We start from the raw sequence: 21,950 nt of genomic DNA on the forward strand, positions 1-21,950 counted from the left end.
GACGACCACCTCGCCCAACCTGTGGACCATGGTCGGCACCGAGAAGGACGGGACCGGCGCGTCGGTCTCGGCCTACACCACGCTGCGCTGGGCCGCTGCCGCGCAGAACGACTTCGCGGCCCGGGTCCAGTGGAGCCTGGACGGCGACCACCGCGCCGGCAACCACGCGCCCGTACTGAAGATCGCCGGCAACGGCACCGTCAAGGCGGCGCCGGGCTCGGTCGTGAACCTCAACGGCGTGGCCAACGACCCCGATGGGGATCAGGTCGCGACCAGCTGGTGGCAGTACCAGGAGGAGGGCACCTACCCGGGCAAGGTCGCGATCGCCGACCGCGGCGGCCACGACCACGTGACGGTCACGGTCCCGGCCGACGCGGTGCCGGGTCAGACGATCTCCGTCATCCTCCAGGGGACCGACTCCGGTCAGTTCCCGCTCACCCGCTACGACCGGGTGCTCATCCAGGTCGTCTGACCACCGGATCGCCACAGCCAGGTCGGTGCGGACGTCGTGTGCGTCCGCGCCGGCCCGGCACCCATGAACGTTCTTGAATTCCTATTCGTGTTCGCATGTACATGCGAATACCGGGAACTGATGGAGGTTCTCTGTGACTCCGACCGTTCAACCCCCGAGCGGCAAGCGCCTGCGCCGTGGCGCCGTGGCGTTCGCCGCCGCCCTTGCCGTCCTGACACCCCTCACGGCGCCCGGCGCCGCCTCGGCCGCCACGGAGACCCCCGCCGGGACTTCCGTGGCGCGCGGCCAGTCACCGTTCCGGATCATGGTCACCAGCGACGCCGAGATCGACGACGTCGCGTCGTTCCACCGGCTGCTGCTCGAGGCGAACGACCTGAGCGACAGCCTGGAAGCGGTCATCTACTCCAGCTCGACGTTCCACTGGGCCGGCGACCCGGCCGCGAACCCGCCGATCCCGGCGTCGAACTGGGCCGGCAGCGACGTGTTCCAGAACATCGTCAACGGCACCGGGCCCCAGGGCGTGGGCGGCGGCTACAAGGCCGTGCTCGACAACCTGCGCAAGCACGACCCGCGGTTCCCGTCGGTCGAGCATCTCAACAGCCTGATCAAGGTCGGCAACATCAGCTACCGCGGTGAGATGCAGAAGGACACCGAGGGCTCCGACGCCATCAAGGCGGCCCTGCTGGACAACGATCCGCGTCCGCTGTACCTGCCGGTGTGGGGCGGGACGAACACCATCGCCGCCGCGCTGCGCTCCATCGAGAACCAGTACAAGGGCACGAAGGACTGGCAGAAGGTCTACAACAAGGTCGTCGCCAAGGCGAACGTCTACATCATCTTGGACCAGGACGAGACGTACAAGGACTACATCGATCCGCACTGGCCCGACCTCAACGTCACGGTCAACCGCGACCAGTTCTGGAGCTTCGCCTACAACACGTACCGCTACCAGGGCGCCAGGGGCCTCCCGCGGGTCCCGAAGCCGCTGGAGGACGCGTACTTCGGCCCGGCGTACGTCGGCGCCATGCGCACCGGCCCGCTGATGGGCACCTACCCCGTCTCGGCGGACGCCTACGTCCTCGCGGGGGACCGGTTCCCGAACACCACGGAGTTCCTCTCCGAGGGCGACTCCCCGAGCTACTTCGGGCTGCTGGACAACGGCCTGCGCAGCTGGGAGGACCCGAGCTTCGGCGGCTGGGGCGGGCGCTTCACCCAGGTCTCGCAGCACCGCTGGACGGACTTCCCGTCCTACCTCGCCAACAAGGACCAGGCGTACAACCAGCGCAACTACGACCTGGAGCCCAGCCGCGTCCGGGACGCCAGCCCGTACGGCGAGGGCTTCGACGTCGCCTACGCGCAGACCCGGTTCATCCCCGCCCTGCAGGAGGAGCTGGCGGCGCGCTCCGAGTGGCAGACCAAGTCGTACGCCGACGCCAACCACCCGCCGGTCGTGCGGCTGCGGGGCAACACCAGCGTCACCGCCAAGCCCGGCGCGCGCGTCAACCTCGACGCGGCCGTCTCCGACCCGGACGGTGACAAGGTCACGACCACGTGGTGGCAGTACCGCGAGGCCGGCACCTACCCGGGCGCCGTGGCCGTCGCCGGCCCGTCCGACCTGCGCACGTCCTTCACCGTCCCGGCCGACGCCCGGCCGGGGCAGACCATCCACCTGATCCTGGAGGTCAAGGACCAGGCCGGCAAGCCCATGACCCGCTACGCGCGGGTGGTCGTGACGGTTCACTGACGGGACCGCACGAGCAGGTTCTGTCGCGCGGCCCGCGGGCCGCGCGACAGAACCGGTTGCGGGCTCAGTCGCGCAGGAGCTCGGCGGCCGTGGTCTGGTCCGTGATGAGCACGTTCAGCCAGCCGCCGAGCAGCGCCGCGCGGATGGAGCGCCACTTGCGCTCGCCGCCGGCCACCCCGATGCGGCGGGGCACCTTCTTCAGGGTCTCGGCGCCGATGCCCAGCACCCGATCGTCCAGGTCCGAGGCGATGTGCTGACCGCGCTCGTCGAAGAAGCGCATGCACACGTCGCCGATCGCGCCGAGCTCGCGCAGCCGCTGCTCCTCCTGCTCCGCGATCGCATTGCCGCTCTGCCGCAGCAGGGTGGAGGGCTCGAGGCTGCCCACGCCGACGAGCGCGACGGTGAGGTCCTGCCAGGCGTCCAGCACGGCCGCGATGCTCGGCTCGCGCACCAGTCCCTGGCGCATCTCGGACGTCGCCACGAGCCCGGGCGCGACCAGGTAGACCGCCTCGGCCCGGGTGTGGCGGGCGAGCCCACCGGTGAGCCGCGTCGCCTGGCTCTGCGCGGCGCTCGTGCCCACGCCGCCGAGGATCTGCACCACCCGCTCGGTCGCGAGGCCCGTGGCCGAGTGCATGGCGTCGACGGTGGCCAGCAGCGTCGCGCTCCACGAGGAGATGCCGACCCGGTCGTTGCGGCTGAGGGTGGTCTCCAGGTAGACGGCGGCCGCGGCGGCGATCGACCGGGTCACCGCGATCTCGTCGGTCTGCCCGGCGCTGTCGGCGACCACGACCTCGCTCAATCCGTACCGCTGCTCGACGGCGTCCTCCAGGTCCGCGTGCACGCCGCGCGGAGTGATCACCACGGTGCGGACGATGCCGGCCGCCACCGCCTGCTTGAGCAGCCGCGACACGCGAGGCTGAGAGATGTGCAACAGCTCCGCGATCTGCGGCTGCCGCACGCCGCGCTCGTGGTACATGCGGGCGACCTTGGTCAGCAGCCGGATGTGTTCGGCAGCGACCCCGTAGGGCTCCGAGCCGTCGTTCGCGTCGAGCCTCGGGCTCACTGGTGCCTCCTCCAAACGTCCTCAGCGAGAGCGTAACCAGACCGGCCAGGCCGGGGTAGCGGGAGTCCGACGCCGCCGCCTGCCAGGGCGAATCAACCCGTTGACAAACCCGACATGGGAAGTTCACAGTACATGCATGTCCAATCACAACTGAATGGATATTCAACATGAGGGTGACTCTTCTGCTGCGGTGCGCGATCGTGGGCCTGCTTGCACTGCCGGTGCTTTCGGCGTGCGGCCGCGTGCCGGGCGTGTACGTCTACGAAGCTCAGCAAGCCGGCGGCCGGCCGGGCGGTGCGGCGGCGTTCGATGCCAAGACCTACGTCGACGGCATCTGGACGTCGAAGATCGTGCCGGCCGTGCACGACAACGCCGTCGACATCTCCACCGTCGCGGCGGCCGTCGCCAAGGACGTCAACGCTGCCGGCAAGCAGTACGGGCACCAGGCCGGCACCGGCAGCCCGTACGCCTTCCTGGTCAAGGGCACCGGCAAGGTGGTCAAGGTCGACACGTCCGCGCCGACCGGGCCGGTGACCGTCGAGATCGCCCAGGACGGCGGCCAGCCGATCACGCTGTACGTGGCCACCGGGCCCGTCATCGCCGGCACGGCGATCCGCGACGGCGTCGGCTTCATCTCCTTCGGCGACTTCACCAACCAGATCGACTACGCCAACGTGGCCAACGAGATCAACAGTCGGGTCAAGAGCGACGTGGTGGCCAAGGTCGATCGCGGCGGTCTCACTGACAAGACGGTCAGCTTCTACGGGGCGTTCTCGGCCCTGGCCCCGAACCAGATCATGGTGGTCCCGACCGAACTGCAGGTCACGCCGTGACGGACACCGACGAGATCCTCGTCGCCCGGGGCGTGGGCAAGGAGTACGGCGGCGTGCGGGCGCTCAAGGACGTGACCTTCACGGCGTACCGCGGAAAAGTCAACGTGCTGGTCGGCGAGAACGGCGCCGGCAAGTCGACGCTGATGAAGATCCTGTCCGGCACGGAGCAGCCCACCCGCGGCGAGATCCTGCTGGACGGCGAGCCGGTGCAGCTCGGCAGCCCGCGCGAGGCGATGGCGCGCGGCATCGAGATCATCCACCAGGAGCTCAGTCTCTTCCCGAACATGTCCATCGCCCGGAACATGTTCGCCGGCCGCGAGCTGCGCCGGGGCGGCCGCTTCGTCGACGACGCCGCCCAGCGGCGCCGGACGGCCGAGGTCCTGCGCCGCCTGGGTCAGGACCTGGATCCCGACACGCTCGTCGGTGACCTGCCCATCGGCCAGCAGCAGCTGATCGAGATCGGCCGGTGCCTGCTGTCCGACGTCCGGGTCCTGATCATGGACGAGCCGACCTCGGCCCTGTCCAACCACGAGGTCGACGTCCTGTTCGACGTGATGGCCGACCTGCGCGAACGCAACGTGACGATCATCTACATCTCGCACAAGCTCGACGAGTTCCGCCGCATCGGCGACTGGGTGACGGTCCTGCGCGACGGCAGCCTGGTCGCGCACGAGTCCATGAGCAACACCGACACCGGGTGGATCGTGCGGCAGATGGTCGGGCGGGACCCCGACTCGCTGTACGAGCACAGCGACGCGCCGGTCGGCGACGTGCTGCTCGACGTCCGCCACCTCACCGTGCCCGGGACGGTGCGCCCGCTCGTCGACGACGTGTCGTTCACGCTGCGCGCCGGTGAGGTCGTCGGCATCTACGGGCTGATGGGCGCCGGCCGCACCGAGCTCGTCGAGGCGCTGATGGGTGCGCGCCGCGCCGCCGCCGGCGAGGTGCGCGTGCGCGGCAAGCTCGCCGCCGAGGCCACCGTGCAGGCCCGCCTGGCCGCCGGGCTGGCGCTGGTGCCGGAGGACCGGCAGCGCGACGGCCTGGTGCAGACCATGTCCGTGCGCGACAACATCCTGCTCGCCACGGTCGACCGGGTCAGCCGCGCCGGGTTGCTCTCCACGTCCGCCGAGCAGCGCATCGCGGCCGGTCAGGTCAGCGACCTGCGCATCAAGATCCCGGGGCTGTCCGCCGCGGTCACCGCGCTCAGCGGCGGCAACCAGCAGAAGGTCGTGCTCGCCCGGGCGCTGCTCACCGAGCCGGTCGTGCTGCTGCTCGACGAGCCGACCCGGGGCATCGACGTGGGCGCGAAGGCACAGATCGCCGCCCTGATGTCCCGGCTGGCCGCCGAAGGCATGGGCGTGCTGTTCATCTCCTCGGAACTCGCCGAGGTGATCGCCATGGCGAACCGGGTGCTGGTGATGGCCCGGGGCCGGATCACGGCCGAGTTCACCGCCGCGAACGTCACCGAGGAGGCCCTGGTCGGCGCCTCCGCATCCGACAGCGTCCTGGAGGTACAACCATGATCGACACGGACGTCGCGAAGTCCGATCCCGTCTCCGCCAGACAAACGCCCCCCACGGGCTCGCGGTTCGCCTCGGCGGCGCTGCTCCTGCTGCGCGGCCGGACGCTGATCGTGCTGGTGGCGCTGGTGATCGTCTTCAGCGCCATCTCGTCGGAGTACCTGACGCAGAGCAACCTGATCCTGATGACCAAGCACGTGGCGATCAACGCCATCCTGGCCATCGGCGTCACCTTCGTGATCCTGACCGGCGGCATCGACCTGTCCGTCGGCTCGATCGCCGGGCTGGCGAGCATGATCGCGGGCGGGTTGCTGTTCAAGGGACTGCACGTGCCGGGCGGCACGCTGTTCTTCTCCGTCGCGGTGGTCATCGTCATCGGCATCGCCGTCGGCGCGCTGGTCGGCGGCCTCAACGCGGTGCTGGTCACCCGGTTCAAGGTGGCACCGTTCATCGCCACGCTCGGCATGCTCTACGTAGCCCGGGGCGTCGCGCAGCTGCTGAGCAACGGCGGCACCTACCCGGACCTGGCCGGCACGCCCGGTCGTGGCAACGAGGGCTTCCACTTCATCGGCGTGGACAGCCTGCTCGGCATCCCGGTCGCGGTGTGGATCATGGTGGCCGTCGCGGTGGCGGCGATCGTCGTGACCACCCGCACCCCCTTCGGCCGGCGGGTCTTCGCCGTCGGTGGCAACGAGCGCGCCGCGGTGCTGTCCGGCATCCGGGTCAAGCGCGTCAAGATCGCCGTGTACGTGATCTCCGGTGCCTGCGCCGCGCTGGCCGGCCTGCTGCTCACGTCCGAGCTCGGGGCGGCGTACCCCGACACCGCCACCACCTACGAGCTCAACGCGATCGCCGCGGCCGTCCTGGGCGGCACCGCCCTCAGCGGCGGGCGCGGCACGATCGTCGGCACTGTCATGGGCGCCTTCGTCATCGGCTTCCTCAGCGACGGCCTGGTCCTGGTCGGCGTCTCCACCTTCTGGCAGTCGGTGGTCAAGGGCGCCGTGATCATCCTCGCGATCGTCGCCGAGCAGGCGCAGCAGGGGCTGCAAACCCGGCTGGCCAAACGCACCGCCTGATCGACACCCGTCACACCAACCCATCAGTCACGCCAACCCGCCTCCCCACCGAAAGGTTCCCCCGATGAAGACACCCTCGGCCCTGCGCCGCTTCGCACTGCCCGTCGGCGTTGCCGCCCTGCTCACCCTCGCCGCGTGCGGCGGCGGGTCGTCCGACACCTCCTCGTCGGCGAGCGGCGCTCCCGCCGCCGGCGGCAGCAAGCTGATCGTCATCATCACGCCCTCGCCGGACAACGTCTTCTTCAAGGCCGAGCAGGACGCCGCGGCCGCCCAGGCGAAGAAGCTCGGCTACGACACGCTCGTGCTCAGCCACGACGACGACCCGACCAAGCAGAGCCAGGAGATCGACACCGCGATCTCGCGCAAGGCGGCCGCGATCATCCTCGACAACGCGGGTGCCGACTCGTCGGTGAGCGCCATCCAGCGGGCCAAGGACGCGAAGATCCCGACCTTCCTCATCGACCGTGAGATCAACAAGACCGGCGTCGCGGTCGCCCAGATCGTGGCCAACAACGCCCAGGGCGCCGGCCTCGGCGGCCAGGAGTTCGCCAAGGTGATGGGCAACAAGGGCAACTACGCGGAGCTGACCGGCAAGGCCACCGACACCAACGCCGGCGTGCGCTCCCAGGGCTACCACGGCGTGCTGGACCAGTACCCGGACATGAAGATGGTCGCGCAGCAGAGCGCGAACTGGGATCAGGCCGAGGCGCTGACCAAGACCCAGACGATCCTGCAGGCCCACCCGGACATCAAGGGCATCATCGCCGGCAACGACACGATGGCGCTCGGCGCGTACGCCGCCATCCAGGCCGCCAACCGCAAGGACATCGTCGTCGTCGGCTTCGACGGCAGCCCCGACGTCGTCGCCTCGATCCTCAAGGACGGCATCAAGGCCACCGTGCTCCAGCCGGCCAGCAAGATCTCCCAGATGGCCGTCGACCAGGCCGACTACTACATCAAGAACGGCAAGGCGAGCCAGCCCGAGAAGCAGTCGGTGGACTGCGTGCTGGTCAACGCCGACAACGCCAAGCAGGTCAACGCCTTCGCCGTCGCAGGCTCCTGACGTGCTGCACCGGGCGGGCCCAGGGACCCGGGCCCGCCCGGCTCGAACGGTCACCACAGCAGAAACGAGAGGACTCCCATGCTGGTCGCCGACTCTTCGGCCGCCGCCGCCTGGCGCCGATTCCGGAAGGAACTCGCCGACGCCGAGCCCGAACACCGCCGTGAGATGCTGCGGCGCCGGGCCAACCAGTCCCGCACCACCGACCTGGCGATGATCAGCCGTGCCGGGCTGGGGCACGTGGGCGGCGACATGTCCGTCCTCGACATTCTCACCACCCTGTTCTTCGCCGTCCTGCGCGTCGACCCGGAGCGACCGGACTGGACCGACCGCGACCGGCTCGTGCTCAGCAAGGGCCACACCGCGGGCGCGCTCTACGCCACCCTCGCGGCGGCGGGGTTCTTCGGCGCCCACGAGCTCGAGACCTTTGCCGCCCCCCACTCGGCGCTCAACGGTCACCCGAACCGGGTGAAGGTGCCGGGCGTGGAGACCAACACCGGCCCGCTCGGGCATGGCCTGCCGGTGGCGGTCGGCATGGCGGTGGCGGCGCGGCTCGACAGCTCGGCCCGGCAGGTGTTTGTCGTGCTCGGCGACGGGGAGCTGCAGGAAGGCAGCAACTGGGAGGCCGCGATGACGGCCGGGCACCGGCGGCTGACGAACCTCACCGCCGTGGTCGACCGCAACCGCCTCCAGCAGGGCGCGCGCACCGAGGACACCAGCGCGCTCGACCCGCTGGACGACAAGTGGCGCAGCTTCGGCTGGGACGTCGTGACGGTCGACGGCCACGACCACCTGGCGCTGCTGGAGGCGTTCACCGCCACCCGCGGCGACCGGCCCACCTGTGTCATCGCCAACACGATCAAGGGAAGAGGCGTCTCGTTCATGGAAGACCGCGTCGAATGGCACCACAAGGTGCCCACGGCGGAGCAGATCAGCGCGGCCGTGGCGGAGCTGGCCCGATGAGCGCGGTCGTCGAGACGGACGCGCAGACCTACGACTGCCGCGTCGCCTTCGCCGAGGAGCTGCTCGAGCTGGCCCGCGCCGACGAGCGCATCGTGGCCGTCTGCAACGACTCGGTCGGCTCCAGCAACCTCGGCGGCTTCGCCAAGGAGTTCCCGGACCGGCTCATCAACGTCGGCATCGCCGAGCAGGACATGGTCGGCGTCGGCGCCGGGCTCGCGCTCAGCGGCTACATCCCGTTCGTGTGCGCGGCCGCGCCGTTCCTGACCGGCCGCGCGCTGGAGCAGATCAAGGCCGACGTCGCGTACAGCGAGTCGCCGGTCGTGCTGTGCGGGATGAGCCCCGGCATGGCGTACGGCGAGCTCGGCCCCACCCACCACTCGATCGAGGACCTGGCGTGGCTGCGGGCCATCGCCGGCCTCGGCATCGTGGTCCCCGCGGACCCGGCCGAGACCCGGGCCGCCGTGCGGTGGGCCGCCGGCGCCCGCACCCCCGTCTTCCTGCGGATCGGCCGGTTCAAGGTGCCGGCCGTGACCGGCGACCACCCGTTCACCTACGGCCAGTCGACCTGCCTGCGCGACGGTGACGACGTCACGGTGGTGGCCACCGGCACGATGGTCTCCCGGGCGCTGCAGGCGGCTGAGCAGGCCGCGGCGGAAGGCGTCTCCGTGCGCGTGCTCAACATGTCCACCATCGCGCCGCTGGACGAGATGGCGATCCGCCGCGCGGCCCGCGAGACGCGCGCGATCGTGACCGCCGAGGAAGCCACCGTCACCGGCGGGCTCGGCGCGGCCGTGGCCGCGATCGTCGTGGCGGACCGCCGGCCCGTGCCGATGCGGATGCTCGGCGTCCCGCGCCAGTTCGCGCCGACCGGCGACACGGCCATGCTGCTCGAGCACTTCGGCCTCACCGCCGCGGAGATCCGGGCCGCCGCCGTCACCCTCGCCCGCTCCGATGCCTGAGGACCTGATCCTCGCGATCGACCAGGGCACCAGCTCGACCAAGTGCCTGCTGGTCGACAGGAGCGGGGCGGTCGTGCGCGCCGGCTCCGCTCCGGTCGGCATCCGCTACCCCCGGCCAGGGTGGGTGGAGCAGGACGCCGACGACATCCTCGACAGCGTGTCGCGGGCCGCCGCCGAGTGTCTCGACGGCGTCGCCCTCGACACGGTCGTCGCGGTCGGGCTGAGCACGCAGCGCGAGTCGGCCGTCGTCTGGGACCGGCACACCGGCCGGCCGGCCGGGCCGGTCCTCGGCTGGCAGGACCAGCGCGCCCAGGCGTTCTGCGACGAGCTGCGGGCCGGCGGGCACGACGAGCCGGTCCGGGCGGTCAGCGGGCTGCCGCTGGACCCCATGTTCAGCGCGGCCAAGCTGCGGTGGCTGCTCGAGCGGGCACCGGACGCCGCCGTCGGCACGATCGACGCCTGGCTGCTGTACGCCCTGACCGGCGAGCACCGCATCGAGGTCGGCAACGCGTCGCGTACGCAACTGCTCGACGTGCACTCGGCGAGCTGGAGCAGCGACCTCCTGGACCTGTTCGGCGTCCCCGCGAGCGCCCTGCCCGAGATCGTGGCCTCGGCCGGCGACCTCGGCACGATCGGCAAGCACGGCGGGATCCTCGCCGGTCTGCCGATCACCGCCGTGCTCGGCGACTCCCACGCTGCCCTCTACGCCCACGGTCCCCGGGCCGCGGACGGCGTCAAGGTCACCTACGGGACCGGATCGTCGGTCATGCGGCTGCTGCCCGACACGGCACCGGACCCCGGCGAGGACGTCTGCGTGACCGTCGCCTGGGGCGATCCCGGCGCCCGGCTCGCCGCCGAGGGCAACATCCGCTCCAGCGGCGCGACGATCACGTGGCTGGCCGACCTGCTCGACACCACGCCCGAGCGGATCGCCGCGCTGGCCGAGACCGCCTCCAGCGACGGCGTCCAGCTGGTGCCGGCGTTCGGCGGCCTCGCCGCACCGTGGTGGGACGACACCGCCACCGGCACGATCACCGGCCTCACCTTCGGCGCCGGCGCGGCGCAGCTGGCCCGGGCGGCGATCGAGTCGATCGCGCACCAGGTGACCGACGTCGTCGACGCCATCGGCAGCGCCGGATGCCTGCTCGCCGACGGCGGCGCCAGCGGCAACGACCAGCTCATGCAGATCCAGGCCGACCTCGCCGGCGTGCCGGTGCGCAGGGCCCGGACCGCGAACCTCTCCGCGCTCGGCGCCGCCCACCTCGCGGGCCGCGCCGCCGGACTCTGGCCGGCCGGCGCCCCGTCGACCGGTGTCGCCTACGACGACTTCGCTCCGCGCGGCACCGCCGCCGCCGAGCTCCGCTCCGGATGGCGCCAGGCCGTCGAGCGAGCATCCACCCCGTCCGCACACCACCTCGGGAGCTGATCCGCCATGACCGAGTACCCGCGCTTCGGCGCCGGCCTCTGGCACTTCGCCACCTACGTCGACCGGTACGCCACCGACGGCTACGGCCCGGCCCGGACCACGCTGGAAGCCATCGAGCTGGCCGGGCAGGTCGGCGACCTGTCCGTCGTCGACCTCAACTACCCGTTCACCCCCGGCGTCGGTATCGGCGAGGTGAAGGACGCCCTCGCCGCGCAGGGGCTCGCCGCCATCGGGATCACCCCCGAGATCTACCTGCGCAAGTTCAGCCGGGGCTCGTTCACCAACCCCGACCCGGCCACCCGCGCCGCGGCGCTGGACCTCATGCACGAGGCCGCCGGCGTGGTCCGGGAGCTCGGCGCCGACTACGTCAAGATCTGGCCCGGTCAGGACGGCTGGGACTACCCGTTCCAGGTCGACCACCGCACCCTGTGGAAGCTCGCCGTCGACGGCATGCGGGAGCTGGCCGGCGCCCACCCCGACCTCAAGTTCGCCATCGAATACAAGCCGCGTGAGCCGCGCGTCAAGATGACGTGGGACTCCGCCGCGCGCACCCTGCTCGGCATCGAGCAGATCGGCCTGGACAACGTCGGCGTCCTGCTGGACTTCGGCCACAGCCTCTACGGCGGCGAGTCGCCGGCCGACGCCGCCCAGCTCATCATCGACCACGGCCGCCTCTTCGGCATGGACGTCAACGACAACCTGCGCGGCTGGGACGACGACCTGGTCGTCGGCACCGTCCACCTCACCGAGATCTTCGAGTTCTTCCACACGCTGCGCAAGAACAACTGGGACGGCGTCTGGCAGCTCGACCAGTTCCCCTTCCGCGAGGACAGCGTCGACGCGGCCAAGACCGCCATCGGCACGCTCAAGCGCATCCACCGGGCGCTCGACCGGCTCGACGTCGGCGCGCTCGCCGAGGCCCAGGAGCGCCAGGACGCCATGGCCGCCCAGCGCATCGTCCAGGACGCCCTCTTCGGCGCCGTCGACTGAGGCCGTCGCACTTCCGCACTTCAGCCGGAACGGGGCGGCGCCGCTGCGGCGGAGCCGCCCCTCGTCCTGCCGGGTCGACGGGGATCGATCGTATGGTGGGGGCGTGACGGGTCTGGGTGGGGTGCGGCTGGGGGTCGACTTCGGGACGTCGAACACGGTGGCGGTGGTGGCCGACGGCGACGGGCGGGTGCGGCCGTTGCTGTTCGGGGCGTCGCCGCTGTTGCCGTCGGCCGTGTTCGCGGGGCCGGACGGGGTGCTGACCGGCAGCGATGCCGAGCGGGCCGGGCTCGGGGCGCCGGCGGGGCTGGAGCTCAACCCGAAGCGGCGGATCGATGACGGGACCGTGTGGCTGGGCGAGGAGGAGCACGCGGTCGCCGACCTGATCGCGGCGGTGCTGGGGCGGGTCGGGGACGAGGCGGCCCGGGTCGGTGGCGGGACCCTGGCGGAGGTGGTGCTGACGCACCCGGCCGGGTGGGCGGCGCGGCGGCTGGGGGTGCTGGCGTCGGCGGCCGAGCGGGCGGGGCTGGGGCCGGTGAGGTTGTTGCCGGAGCCGGTCGCCGCGGCCGCCTATTACGTGGACGTCCTTGGGGAGGAGCTCGCGCCGGGGCGGTGTCTGCTGGTGTACGACCTGGGCGCCGGGACGTTCGACGTCGCGGTGGTGCGGCGGACCGACGACGGGTTCGCGGTCGTGAGTGCCGACGGGCTGGGCGATGTCGGGGGCCTCGACATCGATGCGGCGGTGGTGGAGCACGCGCGGCGGGCCGGCGGGAGCGGCGAGGCGTGGGGGCGGTTGGACTGGCCGCAGACGGCGGACGACCTGCGGGCGCGGCACCTGTTGTGGCAGGACGCGCGGGCGGCGAAGGAGCAGTTGACGCGGCGGCCCGGTGCCGAGGTGCGGGTGCCGCTCGTCGAGGCGGCGGCGCATCTGAGCCGGGAGGAGTTCGAGGCGCTGGTCCGGCCGCTGCTGGAGCGGACCGTCGCCTGGACCGTGCGGGTGCTGCGGGAGGCCCGGGTGCCGCGCGAGCAGGTCGCGGGGGTGTTCCTGGTCGGGGGCTCGTCGCGGATTCCGCTGGTGGCGACGCTGCTGCACCGGGCGTTGCGGATCGCGCCCACCGCGCTCGACCATCCGGAGCTGGTGGTCGCCGAGGGGAGCCTGCACGCGCCGGCCGCGCTGCGGACCCCTGCGGTTCCGGCTGGCGTGGCGGCGACCGAGGCCCTGACCGGCGTGGCGGCGACCGAGGCCCCGGCCGGCGCGGCGGCGACCGAGGCGCTGGCCGGCGCGGCGGCGACCGAGGCGCCGGCCGAGCGACCTGCGGCTGTTGCGGTGACGGCTGCCGGGGCTGAGACCGAGGACGCCGGGCCACAGTGGCCCGCTGACGTGACGGCCGAGCCCGGCACGGGTACCGGCGGCGCGACCCCCGCGGCGGGCGAGCTGGCGCACGCCGTACAACCTGGGAAAACGCCAAAGGCAGCGGCTGGACCCGCGGTGTTGGCGGCGCTGGCCGTGCTGCTGGTCGTCGTCGCGGTGCTGGTGGCGGTGCTGCCCGACAGGGACCAGACGCCGGAGGACCGCACTTCCGAGCGCCTCGTCGGTGAGCTGAAGCTCGGCGCGAGCCCGCAGGACATGGCGTTCAGCCTCGACGACAAGAAGCTGGTGGTCGCCGTGGGGGAGACCGCGGAGCTGTGGGACGTCGCGGGGCGGCAACGGATCGGGCAGCCGTTCACGGGGCACGGCGGGGGCACGTACGGCGGACGGGTGAACGCGGTCGCGTTCAGCCCCGACGGGGACACGTTCGCGACGGCGAGCCAGGACGGCACGGTGCGGCTGTGGAGTATGCGCACAAACGCGCAGGTCGGGCAGCCGCTGGTCAACCGCCCGGACATCAATCCGAACGACGACTGGCGCTACTCGGTCGAGTTCAACGCAGGAGGCACCAGGCTGTTGTCGGCCGGGTTGCGGGGCACGGCGGTGTGGGAGGTCGCGAGCCGGGCCCGCATCACCCGGGTCGACGGCGGGCCCTGGGACGCCACGTTCAACGCCGCCGGCGACCGGATCGCCACCGGGGACGAGGCCAGCCTCGCCACCATGTGGCTGGTGCCGGGCGGGGGCCAGTTCGGCAGGGCGTTCGCGGGGCACAGCAGGGCGTCGAACGTCTCGAGCAACGTCTTCGCCGTCACGTTCAACCGCGACGGCACGCTGCTGGCCACCGCCGGCGGCGACGGCACGGTCCGGCTGTGGGACGTCGCCTCCCAGACGCAGTCCGGCGAGCCCATCGCGGTGCGTGAGGCGGAGGACGTCGCGTTCACCGCCGACGGCCAGTACCTCGCCACCGCCGGTGCCGAAGGGGCGCGGCTCTGGCGCGTGTCCGACCACCAGCCGGTCCTCGGGCCGCTCGACTCGAGCGAGGGCTACGGTGCGGAGAAGCTGGCGTTCAGCCACGACGGCCGGGTGCTCGCGGTCGCGCAGTCGGGCGGGTTCCACGTCTTTCTCTGGGACGTCTCAGCCGTCTGACGGCTCAGTCGTCCGGCGGTAGGGGGCGTTTCAGTCGTCCGGCGGCAGGGGCGTTTTCAGTTGTCTGATGGCAGGAGCGTTTTCAGTTGTCTGATGGCAGGAGCGCTTCGACGGCGCGGGACAGGTTGGCGCGGACGGTCTCGGCGTCGTCGAGGTAGCCGCCGACCATCGCGCCGTCGCGGACCATGAGCAGCAGCGCGGCGGTCCCCGCCGGGTCAGGGTGCCCGGCGCTGGTCAGCAGGTCGGTCGCCGTGTCGCGGAACCAGCGCCGGTGGCCGGCGACGAGCTTCGCGATGGGTTGCGCGGGGTCGGGGTACTCCGCGGCGGCGTTGATGAACGCGCATCCGCGGAACCCGGGTGCGCAGATGGCCGTGCCGAGGCTGCCCATCATGGCCGATACGGCGGCTCGCGGGTCGCGCGCCGCGGCGATCCTCGCGCCGACGTTGGCGCGGATCTCGGCGTCGTGGGCGCTGAGATACGCCTGGATCAGGTCCTCTTTGGACGGGAAGTGCCGGTAGAACGTCACGCGGGTGACGCCGGCCTCGGCGATGATGCGATCGACGCCGACCGCGTGGATGCCCTCGGCGTAGAAGACGCGGGTGGCCGCGTCGAGCAGCCGCTGGCGCGCCGCCGACGGGCGCATGGTCCGGGTCACCCGCCGAGCTTAGTAGAACGATCGTCCCGCTTCAACGGTTGTGTAGATAGAACGTTCCGTCTACTGTCGGCGGCGATCATGTCTTCCACCGGAGGTAATCCATGAAGCGCCTGCTCGTCGCCGCCACCACCGCGCTGGCCGTCCTGGGCCTGGGACTCGTCACGCCGGCCGGCGCGCACGCACCACAACCGGCGAAGCCGACCATCCTGCTGGTCCACGGCGGCTTCGCCGACGGGTCGAGCTGGCGGGAGGTCACCCGCCGGCTCCAGCGCGACGGCTACCCCGTGGTCGCCAGCCAGCTGCCGCTCACCTCGTTCGACGCCGACGTCGCCGTGGTGAAGCGCGACCTCGCCTCGCTCGGCGGCGGCCCCACGCTCGTGGTCGGCCACTCGTACGGCGGCGCGGTGATCACCCAGGCCGCCTCGGGCGCCACCAACGTCGTCGGCCTCGTCTACATCGCCGCGTTCGCCCCCGACACCGGCGAGAGCGCGGGCAGCATCCTCGGCGGATACCCGGCGCTGCCGTCGCTGTCGCATTTCGTGCCGATCTCCGCCACCGACCTGATCCTCGACCGGACGCACTTCGGCGAGGACTTCGCCCAGGACGCGCCGCGGGCCGAGCAGCAGGTGCTCGCCGCGACCCAGAAGCCGGTCGCCGCGGCGACGCTGGGCGCGACGGTCACCGGGACGCCGGCCTGGAAGCAGTTCCCCACCTGGTACCAGATCGCGACCGCCGACCGGATGATCCCGGTCGCCGCCGAGCGGGCGATGGCCGCCCGCGCCGCCGGCCGTGCCCGCACCGTCGAGCTCGGCACCGGGCACGCCGCGATGGTGTCGCGCCCGGTGCACACCGCTCAGCTCATCGAGCGCGCCGCGACCGGCCGCTGACGCAGAAAGGAGGGCGAACGACCGTGCTGCTCGACGCCGAATCCCAGGACCTGCTGTTCCGCCAGGCGCGCACCGCGCACACGTTCACCGCGGAGCCCGTCACCGACGAGCAGGTGACCGCCCTGCACGACCTCGTGAAGTGGGCGCCGACCGCGTTCAACCAGCAGCCCCTGCGGGCGGTCCTGCTGCGCTCGCCCGGGTCCCGCGCCCGCCTGGTCCCGCTGATGGACGAGGACAACCGGGCCAAGACCGCGTCCGCGCCGCTGACCGCGATCCTGGCCGCCGACACCGAGTTTCACGAGCTGCTGCCGGTCCTGCTGCCGCACTACCCGCAGGCGAAGGACGAGTACTTCGCCGACCCGGCGGTCCGCGAGGCGTCGGCCCGGCTCAACGCCACGCTCCAGGTCGCGTACCTCATCCTCGGCATGCGGGCCGTCGGCCTGGCCGCGGGCCCGATGACCGGCTTCGACGCGGCCAAGGTCGACGCCGAGTTCTTCCCCGGCGGCACGCACCGCTCGCTGGTCGTCGTCAACATCGGCAAGCCAGGCCCAGACGCCTGGCGCGGCCGCCTGCCCCGGCTCGACTACGCGCAGGTGTTCACCACGCTCTGAGAACGGACGCCCGCCGGTAGAGCCGGCCCCGGATTCTGGAGCATGGATGCTCATCTGTGCACCATCGTGCCGGGGGCCTGCCGGTTCCTACGGTTGGCCGGTGCGAACACTCTCGTGGCGGCGCCGGGAGTGGCGGTCGCCGGGGACCGGCCGCAGCAGCTGGTCTGGCACGGGACACGACGCCGAGTACGGGCTCGGGCCGGCACCGCAACGCGTCCTCGGTCGGGCGCCGTCGCTGCGGATCGGTGTGTACACAGTGGACGAACACGTGCTGCCCTATCTGCTGTTCGTCAGCCTGTACGACGACTCGGCCGGGACCTACGCGACCCTGGCCGAAAACCTCGCGGTCTTCGACAGGGCGACCGGGCGCTGCACGGCTCCCGGATGGTGACCCTGCGCGGGCGGTTCGCGCACGGCCAGTACCTCATCGCCGGCAACGCCTGGGTGGACGGCACCGTCGAGCGATACCTGCTCGACGGGGTCCTGCCCCGGCAGGACCGCGAATGTTAGTGCAGCTTGGCGCGGACCGTGGCGGCGTCGGGGTGGTCGAGGTCCTCGAAGATCTCCAGTGACCGGCGCCAGGTGTCGCGGGCGGCCTCCGGGTCGCCCGCGGCGAGGCGGGTGTCGCCGAGGTGGTGCAGGGAGTCGGCCTCGAAGTCGCGGTCGCCGGTGAGTCGGAACAGGGTGACCGCGCGCTCGAAGCAGGCCGCCGCCTCGGCCAGCTCACCCAGGTGGTGGTGGGCGTAGCCGATGGTGTCCCAGGTCTCCGCCTCGCCCTGGCGGTTGTCGAGCTCCTGGTGCAGCGCGAGCGCCTGCCGGCAGGCGGTCACCGCCTCGCGGTGGTCGCCGAGCTGGGCGTGCAGCCAGCCCATCGCATTGAGGGCGTTGGCCTCGCCGCTGCGGCCGCCGGCGGCGCGGAACAGGTCGCGGGCCTGCGACACGTGCCGGAGACCCTCGGCGGTGTCGCCGCGGCGGGCGGCGATCTCGCCCAGGTTCATGTGCCCCTGCGCCTGCAGGACGTGGTCGCCGACCTCCTCGTACAGCTCGAGGGCGCGGGCCGCGTGCGACGCCGCGTCGTCGATCCGGTTGACCTTCAGGCAGGCGTGGGCGAGGAGCCGGTGCAGGTGGGCGACCCCGCGACGGTCGCCGAGGCGCTCGGCGGCGGCGAGACCGACCTCCGACGTGTGCAGCCAGTCGCGCCACAGCCCCTGCCGGTCCAGGAACGTGGCCAGGCACCACGCCAGCTGCCAGGCGTGCCCGTCGAACCCGAGCCGCTCCGCCTGGTCGACGGCGGCGAGCAGCACCGGCCGCTCCGCGGTGAACCACGCGAGGGCCTGCTTAGCGTCGGCCGGCCGCGGCGGCGGGTCGAGGTCGAGCGTCTCCCGGTGCGGGCTGAGCAGCCGGGTCCCCGCGTACGCGGTGTGCAGGTAGTAGTCGAGCATCCGCTGCTGCGCGGCGCGCCGGTCGGCGGGGGAGTCGACCGCGACCGCCTGTTCGCCGGCGTAGGCGCGCAGCAGGTCGTGGCAGGTGTACCGGCCGGGAGCGGGCTCGGTCAGCAGGTGCGCCCGGGCCAGCTCGCCGAGCAGCTCCTCCACGGCCGCCCCGGTCGAGGCCGGCAGGCAGTCGGCGGTGAAGTCGGGGCCCGGGTGGAGGCCGATCAGCCGGAACAGGCGCGCCGCCGCCGGGCTCAGCGCCGCGTAGGACCAGGACAGGACGGCCCGGGCGTCGGTGCCGCGCTCGGCGCCGGTGAACGCGTCGAGCTGCCGCCCCGCGTTGCGTAGCGAGACGGCGACCTCCTCCAGCGGGGCGTGCGCCGCCCGGGCCGCGACGATCGCCAGCGCGAGCGGCAGCCCCGCGCACGCCGCCACGATCTCCTCGACCGCGGCGGGCTCGGCCGCGACCCGGGCCGCGCCGAGCCGGGCGGCCAGCAGCCGGCGCGCGTCGGCGGTGGTCAGCAGGTCCAGCGGCAGCGGCTCGGCACCCTCCGCGGTGTGCAGCCCGGACAGCTCGTTGCGGCTCGTCACCAGCACGAGGCTGCCGCCGGCGCCCGGTAGCAGCGGCCGGACCTGGTCGGAGTCGCGGGCGTTGTCGAGCACGACCAGCATCCGCCGGCCGGCGAGCTGGCTGCGGAAGAGCGCGACCTGCGCGTCGAACCCGGCCGGCACCCGCTGCGGCGGGACGTCCAGCGCGTCGAGGAACCCGCGGACCGCCTCCGCCGGGTCGGTCGGCGGCGCGGTCCGGTCGAAGCCGCGCAGGTTCACGTACAGCTGGCCGTCGGGGAACCGCGCCGCGACCTGATGCGCCCAGTGCACGACGAGCGTGGTCTTGCCCACCCCCGCGGTGCCGGCGACGGTGCAGATCACGGTCTGCCGCCCGGCCTGCGCGAGCAGGGCGTCGAGCCGGGCGAGCTCCGCGTCGCGCCCCGTGAACCCGCGCAGCGCCGCCGGCAGCTGCGCCGGCACCAGCGGCCCCGGCGACACCTGTGCCGTGGCGGGGGTGGCGGTCGGGGGCTGGCCCCGGAGCACCGCGAGATGGAGGCGTTGCAGGTCAGGCCCCGGATCGAGGCCGAACTCCCGCGCCAGTCGCTGCTGATGCCGCCGGTACGCCGAGAGCGCCTCGATGCTCCGCCCGGCCGCGTGCAGCGCGCGCATCGACAGCCCGAGCAGCCCTTCCCGGGTGGGGTGCGCGGCGGCCAGGCGGGTCAGCTCCGGCAGCGCCTCCGCGTGCCGGCCCACGGTGATCTCGCAGTCGAGCCACTCCTCGGTCGCGACCAGCCGCAGCTCGTCGAGGTCGCCGACGAGCCGGGGGCGCAGCCACGCCGAGACGGTGTCGTCGAGCGCGTCGCCGCGCCACAGCGCGAGCGCGTCCCGCAGCAGCGCACCCCGGGCGGCCGGGTCCGTCACCGCGCGGGCCGCCGTGACCAGCGCGCCGAAGCGCCGGGCGTCGATCGCGTCGTCGTCGACGTCGATCTGGTACGAGGTGCCGGTGCTGCTCAGGGCGACCGCCGGATCCTTGAGCGCCCCGCGGACCCGGGAGACGTGGCTGTGCAGCAGCTGGCGGGCGGTCGGCACCGGTTCGCCGTCCCACAGCAGGTACTCCAGCCGCTCCACCGGCACGGGCGCGTGGTTGTGCAACAGGAGCACCGCCAGCAGGCACCGCTCCCGGCGCCGGCGCAGCACGACGGGACCGCCGGTCGAGTCGATCGTCAACGGACCCAGCAGCCGGAACCTCACAGCGGCACACCGTAGCCGGTCGCATTCGCGGCGCCGCCGGTGGCGTGTCAAGCGTGGCGCAAGCGACGACATCCATATTCGCAGTTGGTCAATGCCGACCCGATCGGGGACGTACGGCGGCCGGCGCTCACCCGCCGGTCACCGTGCGCGGTCGGCATCACCGCACGGTGGCGAGCAGCCGCTGCCGGACGAGCACGTCCGGCTCGTCGAACCACTCGTCGAAGTGGCTGGCCGGTCCGAGGCCGTCGATGAGGTCGACGTAGGCGGCGCTGTCGACGGCACGGCCGGTGAGCAGGCCCGTCACCGCCCGCAGGTAGTGGAAGTCGCTGTGCCCCTGGACGCCCTGCACACCGGCTTCCACGACCGCCGCCGCCTGCTCGTCGCGGCCCAGCTCGAGCAGCGTGAGCACGATCCAGCGGCATACGGTGGTGCGCAGCTCGCCGCCGCGCTCGTAGAGCTCCAGGAACCCGTCCAGCGCCGCCTCGAAGCGCCCGGCGGTGAAGTCGCGCAGCGCCGCCGCGTAGGGCAGGTCCGCCGGCGGGCCGTCCGCGTGGCCCAGCAGGTAAGCCTGGATGGTGCCGCTGCCGCCCTGCCGTCGGCCGACGACCTGCCAGCGCACGGCGCGGTGCCCGTCGAACACGGGGAACGTCACCGGCACGGCGACGGCGCCGGCGGCCGTCGCGGCGGCCCGCCGCCGGAGCCGCCGCTCGACCTCGGTGTGGCTCTGGTCGAAGCGCAGGCCGCGCAGGTCGAAGCGCCACTCGTCGCGGGCCGCCGGCGGCGACCAGGCGGCCTGGGCGGCGCGGTGGACGTCCTCGACCCGGGTGATGATCGTGTCCCACGAGTAGCCGGCCGCGGTCAGCAGCCCGCCTTCCCGCAGCCGCACCGCGAGCGCCGGCTCGTCCAGGACCCGCCGCACCCCCGCGAGCAGCCCGCCGGCGTCGCCGACGTCGGCGAGCAGCGCGTTCACGCCGTCGCGGGCGTATTCGAGGACACCGGTGTTCCTGGTCGCGACGACCGGCGTGCCGGACGCCATCGCCTCCAGGCACGGCAGGGAGAACGACTCGTAGTGCGAGCAGCAGACGTACGCGGCGGCCCCGCGGAACAGCGCGCCGAGCGTCGCCTGGTCCGGGGCGACGACGACCCGGCCGAGCGGCTCGCGCGCCGGTTTCGGCGTGACCCACACGAGGTCCAGCGCCGGGCGTTCGGCGCTGAGCGCCCGCCACACCTGCCGCATCTGCGCCATGCCCTTGAACTCGTTGCCGTCCCACCCGACGAACAGCACGTAGGGCCGCGCCTGCTCGGCGCCGCCCGGGTGGAACACGTCCGGGTCGACCGCATTGCCGACGGCCTTCGCCGCGACGCCGAAGCGCTCGCGCAGCACGTCGGCGACGGTGCCGCTCACGGTCAGCGTCGCGTCGGCGGCCTCGAGGTGCCGGGCCACGAGCTCGTGCATCGCCGGCTGCAGGTCCTCGAACAGGTGCGAGTCGCCCTGCTCGAAGTGGACCACGGGCGCGAGACCCAGCGAGCGGGCGGCGAGGACCTGGTCCCAGTAGCCGGCGACGATCACGTCGCACTCCGGGACCGCCTCGGCGAGCTCCACGCCGAACGGCACCGTCCAGAACTCCGGCCGCAGGTCGTGCCACTGCGGCGGCGGGAAGTGGCTGAGCACCTTCACCTCGTGCCCGCGCCCGTGCAGGCGGTTGGCGTGCTCGAACAGCACGCGCGCGCCGCCGCCGACATCCGTGCGCGGCACGAGGAAGCACAGCCGCAGCGGGCCGGCGCCGGCGTTCCTGACCTTGTTCCTGCGGTCGCGGCGGGCCGGCCGCGGCGCGGCGGCGGGCATGTCCCGCCTGCTCACGAACTCGGCCTGGCGGGCGGCGGTGATGATGGCGGCGAGGTCCGGCCGCAGCGGTGGGTGCTCCTCGAAGGTCGGCACACCCTGA

The 21,950-nt window shown here is 72.8% G+C and carries 19 protein-coding genes; 15 read left to right on the plus strand and 4 right to left on the minus strand.

The features are described from left to right. Positions 1-28 precede the first annotated feature (28 nt). Both AB0J72_RS02375 and AB0J72_RS02380 read left to right on the plus strand, forming a co-directional pair. Positions 29-472 carry a hypothetical protein gene (locus AB0J72_RS02375; RefSeq protein ID WP_363393942.1) on the plus strand — a complete coding sequence of 148 codons (444 nt, stop codon included), beginning with the start codon at positions 29-31 and terminating at the stop codon, positions 470-472. A 133-nt stretch (positions 473-605) separates the two neighbouring features. Continuing rightward, positions 606-2,216: a nucleoside hydrolase-like domain-containing protein gene (locus AB0J72_RS02380; protein ID WP_363393533.1), complete on the plus strand. Its 1,611-nt coding sequence runs from the start codon at positions 606-608 to the stop codon at positions 2,214-2,216. Between the two features lie 64 nt (positions 2,217-2,280). On the opposite strand, the gene AB0J72_RS02385 is transcribed toward AB0J72_RS02380, so the two are convergent. Beyond that, the gene (locus tag AB0J72_RS02385) at positions 2,281-3,279 is read right to left on the minus strand and encodes a sugar-binding transcriptional regulator (protein ID WP_363393535.1); all 999 of its coding nucleotides are present in this window, start codon (positions 3,277-3,279) and stop codon (positions 2,281-2,283) included. 167 nt (positions 3,280-3,446) lie between these two features. Between AB0J72_RS02385 and AB0J72_RS02390 the strand changes: the two genes are divergently transcribed. From AB0J72_RS02390 to AB0J72_RS02430, 9 genes are all read left to right on the plus strand, one after another. Beyond that, positions 3,447-4,112, plus strand: a complete 666-nt coding sequence (locus tag AB0J72_RS02390; protein WP_363393537.1) for a DUF2291 domain-containing protein — start codon at positions 3,447-3,449, stop codon at positions 4,110-4,112. Continuing rightward, entirely contained in the window at positions 4,109-5,635 is a 1,527-nt protein-coding gene (locus AB0J72_RS02395) for a sugar ABC transporter ATP-binding protein (RefSeq protein WP_363393539.1), read from the plus strand. Before AB0J72_RS02390 ends, AB0J72_RS02395 begins: the two co-directional genes overlap by 4 nt. Next, positions 5,632-6,708, plus strand: coding sequence for an ABC transporter permease (locus AB0J72_RS02400; protein ID WP_363393541.1), 1,077 nt, complete (start codon positions 5,632-5,634; stop codon positions 6,706-6,708). Before AB0J72_RS02395 ends, AB0J72_RS02400 begins: the two co-directional genes overlap by 4 nt. Before the next feature lie 64 nt (positions 6,709-6,772). Then, positions 6,773-7,771, plus strand: coding sequence for a D-ribose ABC transporter substrate-binding protein (locus tag AB0J72_RS02405; RefSeq protein ID WP_363393543.1), 999 nt, complete (start codon positions 6,773-6,775; stop codon positions 7,769-7,771). 78 nt (positions 7,772-7,849) lie between these two features. Beyond that, on the plus strand, positions 7,850-8,731 hold the full coding sequence (locus AB0J72_RS02410; protein WP_363393545.1) for a transketolase: 882 nt from the start codon (positions 7,850-7,852) through the stop codon (positions 8,729-8,731). Beyond that, positions 8,728-9,690: a transketolase C-terminal domain-containing protein gene (locus AB0J72_RS02415; protein WP_344508315.1), complete on the plus strand. Its 963-nt coding sequence runs from the start codon at positions 8,728-8,730 to the stop codon at positions 9,688-9,690. Before AB0J72_RS02410 ends, AB0J72_RS02415 begins: the two co-directional genes overlap by 4 nt. After that, complete coding sequence (locus AB0J72_RS02420) at positions 9,683-11,116, plus strand: FGGY family carbohydrate kinase (RefSeq protein WP_363393547.1); 1,434 nt, start codon at positions 9,683-9,685, stop codon at positions 11,114-11,116. The genes AB0J72_RS02415 and AB0J72_RS02420 overlap by 8 nt, the downstream gene beginning before the upstream one ends. Before the next feature lie 6 nt (positions 11,117-11,122). Further along, positions 11,123-12,106, plus strand: a complete 984-nt coding sequence (locus tag AB0J72_RS02425; protein WP_363393549.1) for a sugar phosphate isomerase/epimerase family protein — start codon at positions 11,123-11,125, stop codon at positions 12,104-12,106. A 103-nt stretch (positions 12,107-12,209) separates the two neighbouring features. Continuing rightward, positions 12,210-14,618 carry an Hsp70 family protein gene (locus AB0J72_RS02430; protein ID WP_363393551.1) on the plus strand — a complete coding sequence of 803 codons (2,409 nt, stop codon included), beginning with the start codon at positions 12,210-12,212 and terminating at the stop codon, positions 14,616-14,618. Positions 14,619-14,700: 82 nt separating this feature from the next. Here the strand turns inward: AB0J72_RS02430 and AB0J72_RS02435 are convergent, their stop codons facing one another. Further along, positions 14,701-15,273: a TetR family transcriptional regulator gene (locus tag AB0J72_RS02435; RefSeq protein ID WP_363393553.1), complete on the minus strand. Its 573-nt coding sequence runs from the start codon at positions 15,271-15,273 to the stop codon at positions 14,701-14,703. A 101-nt stretch (positions 15,274-15,374) separates the two neighbouring features. Here AB0J72_RS02435 and AB0J72_RS02440 point away from each other — a divergent pair, with 101 nt between their 5' ends. The 4 genes from AB0J72_RS02440 (at position 15,375) to AB0J72_RS02455 (ending at position 17,281) form a co-directional block, all read left to right on the plus strand. Then, positions 15,375-16,160, plus strand: a complete 786-nt coding sequence (locus tag AB0J72_RS02440) for an alpha/beta hydrolase (protein ID WP_363393555.1) — start codon at positions 15,375-15,377, stop codon at positions 16,158-16,160. A 23-nt stretch (positions 16,161-16,183) separates the two neighbouring features. Further along, positions 16,184-16,771 (plus strand): malonic semialdehyde reductase, encoded by a 588-nt coding sequence (locus tag AB0J72_RS02445; RefSeq protein WP_363393557.1) that lies wholly within the window; start codon positions 16,184-16,186, stop codon positions 16,769-16,771. Between the two features lie 100 nt (positions 16,772-16,871). Further along, the gene (locus tag AB0J72_RS02450; protein ID WP_363393978.1) at positions 16,872-17,162 is read left to right on the plus strand and encodes a hypothetical protein; all 291 of its coding nucleotides are present in this window, start codon (positions 16,872-16,874) and stop codon (positions 17,160-17,162) included. Next, on the plus strand, positions 17,141-17,281 hold the full coding sequence (locus AB0J72_RS02455) for an alpha/beta hydrolase (protein WP_363393944.1): 141 nt from the start codon (positions 17,141-17,143) through the stop codon (positions 17,279-17,281). The genes AB0J72_RS02450 and AB0J72_RS02455 overlap by 22 nt, the downstream gene beginning before the upstream one ends. On the opposite strand, the gene AB0J72_RS02460 is transcribed toward AB0J72_RS02455, so the two are convergent. Together AB0J72_RS02460 and AB0J72_RS02465 are read right to left on the minus strand one after the other, a co-directional pair. After that, positions 17,278-20,004 carry a BTAD domain-containing putative transcriptional regulator gene (locus AB0J72_RS02460; RefSeq protein ID WP_363393559.1) on the minus strand — a complete coding sequence of 909 codons (2,727 nt, stop codon included), beginning with the start codon at positions 20,002-20,004 and terminating at the stop codon, positions 17,278-17,280. The two genes, AB0J72_RS02455 and AB0J72_RS02460, sit on opposite strands and share 4 nt — an antisense overlap. 157 nt (positions 20,005-20,161) lie before the next feature. Beyond that, the gene (locus AB0J72_RS02465) at positions 20,162-21,943 is read right to left on the minus strand and encodes a glycosyltransferase family 4 protein (RefSeq protein WP_363393561.1); all 1,782 of its coding nucleotides are present in this window, start codon (positions 21,941-21,943) and stop codon (positions 20,162-20,164) included. Between the last annotated feature and the right edge of the window lie 7 nt (positions 21,944-21,950).

The organism is Dactylosporangium sp. NPDC049742 (genome assembly GCF_040674675.1).
Classification (GTDB): domain Bacteria; phylum Actinomycetota; class Actinomycetes; order Mycobacteriales; family Micromonosporaceae; genus Dactylosporangium; species Dactylosporangium maewongense.

Excerpts from the sequence above, each read along its gene's own strand:
- AB0J72_RS02375 (WP_363393942.1), top strand. The coding sequence starts at position 29 with ATGGTCGGCACCGAGAAGGACGGGACCGGCGCGTCGGTCTCGGCCTAC.
- AB0J72_RS02390 (WP_363393537.1), top strand. The coding sequence starts at position 3,447 with ATGAGGGTGACTCTTCTGCTGCGGTGCGCGATCGTGGGCCTGCTTGCA.
- AB0J72_RS02400 (WP_363393541.1), top strand. The coding sequence starts at position 5,632 with ATGATCGACACGGACGTCGCGAAGTCCGATCCCGTCTCCGCCAGACAA.
- AB0J72_RS02405 (WP_363393543.1), top strand. The coding sequence starts at position 6,773 with ATGAAGACACCCTCGGCCCTGCGCCGCTTCGCACTGCCCGTCGGCGTT.
- AB0J72_RS02410 (WP_363393545.1), top strand. The coding sequence starts at position 7,850 with ATGCTGGTCGCCGACTCTTCGGCCGCCGCCGCCTGGCGCCGATTCCGG.
- AB0J72_RS02415 (WP_344508315.1), top strand. The coding sequence starts at position 8,728 with ATGAGCGCGGTCGTCGAGACGGACGCGCAGACCTACGACTGCCGCGTC.
- AB0J72_RS02420 (WP_363393547.1), top strand. The coding sequence starts at position 9,683 with ATGCCTGAGGACCTGATCCTCGCGATCGACCAGGGCACCAGCTCGACC.
- AB0J72_RS02425 (WP_363393549.1), top strand. The coding sequence starts at position 11,123 with ATGACCGAGTACCCGCGCTTCGGCGCCGGCCTCTGGCACTTCGCCACC.
- AB0J72_RS02440 (WP_363393555.1), top strand. The coding sequence starts at position 15,375 with ATGAAGCGCCTGCTCGTCGCCGCCACCACCGCGCTGGCCGTCCTGGGC.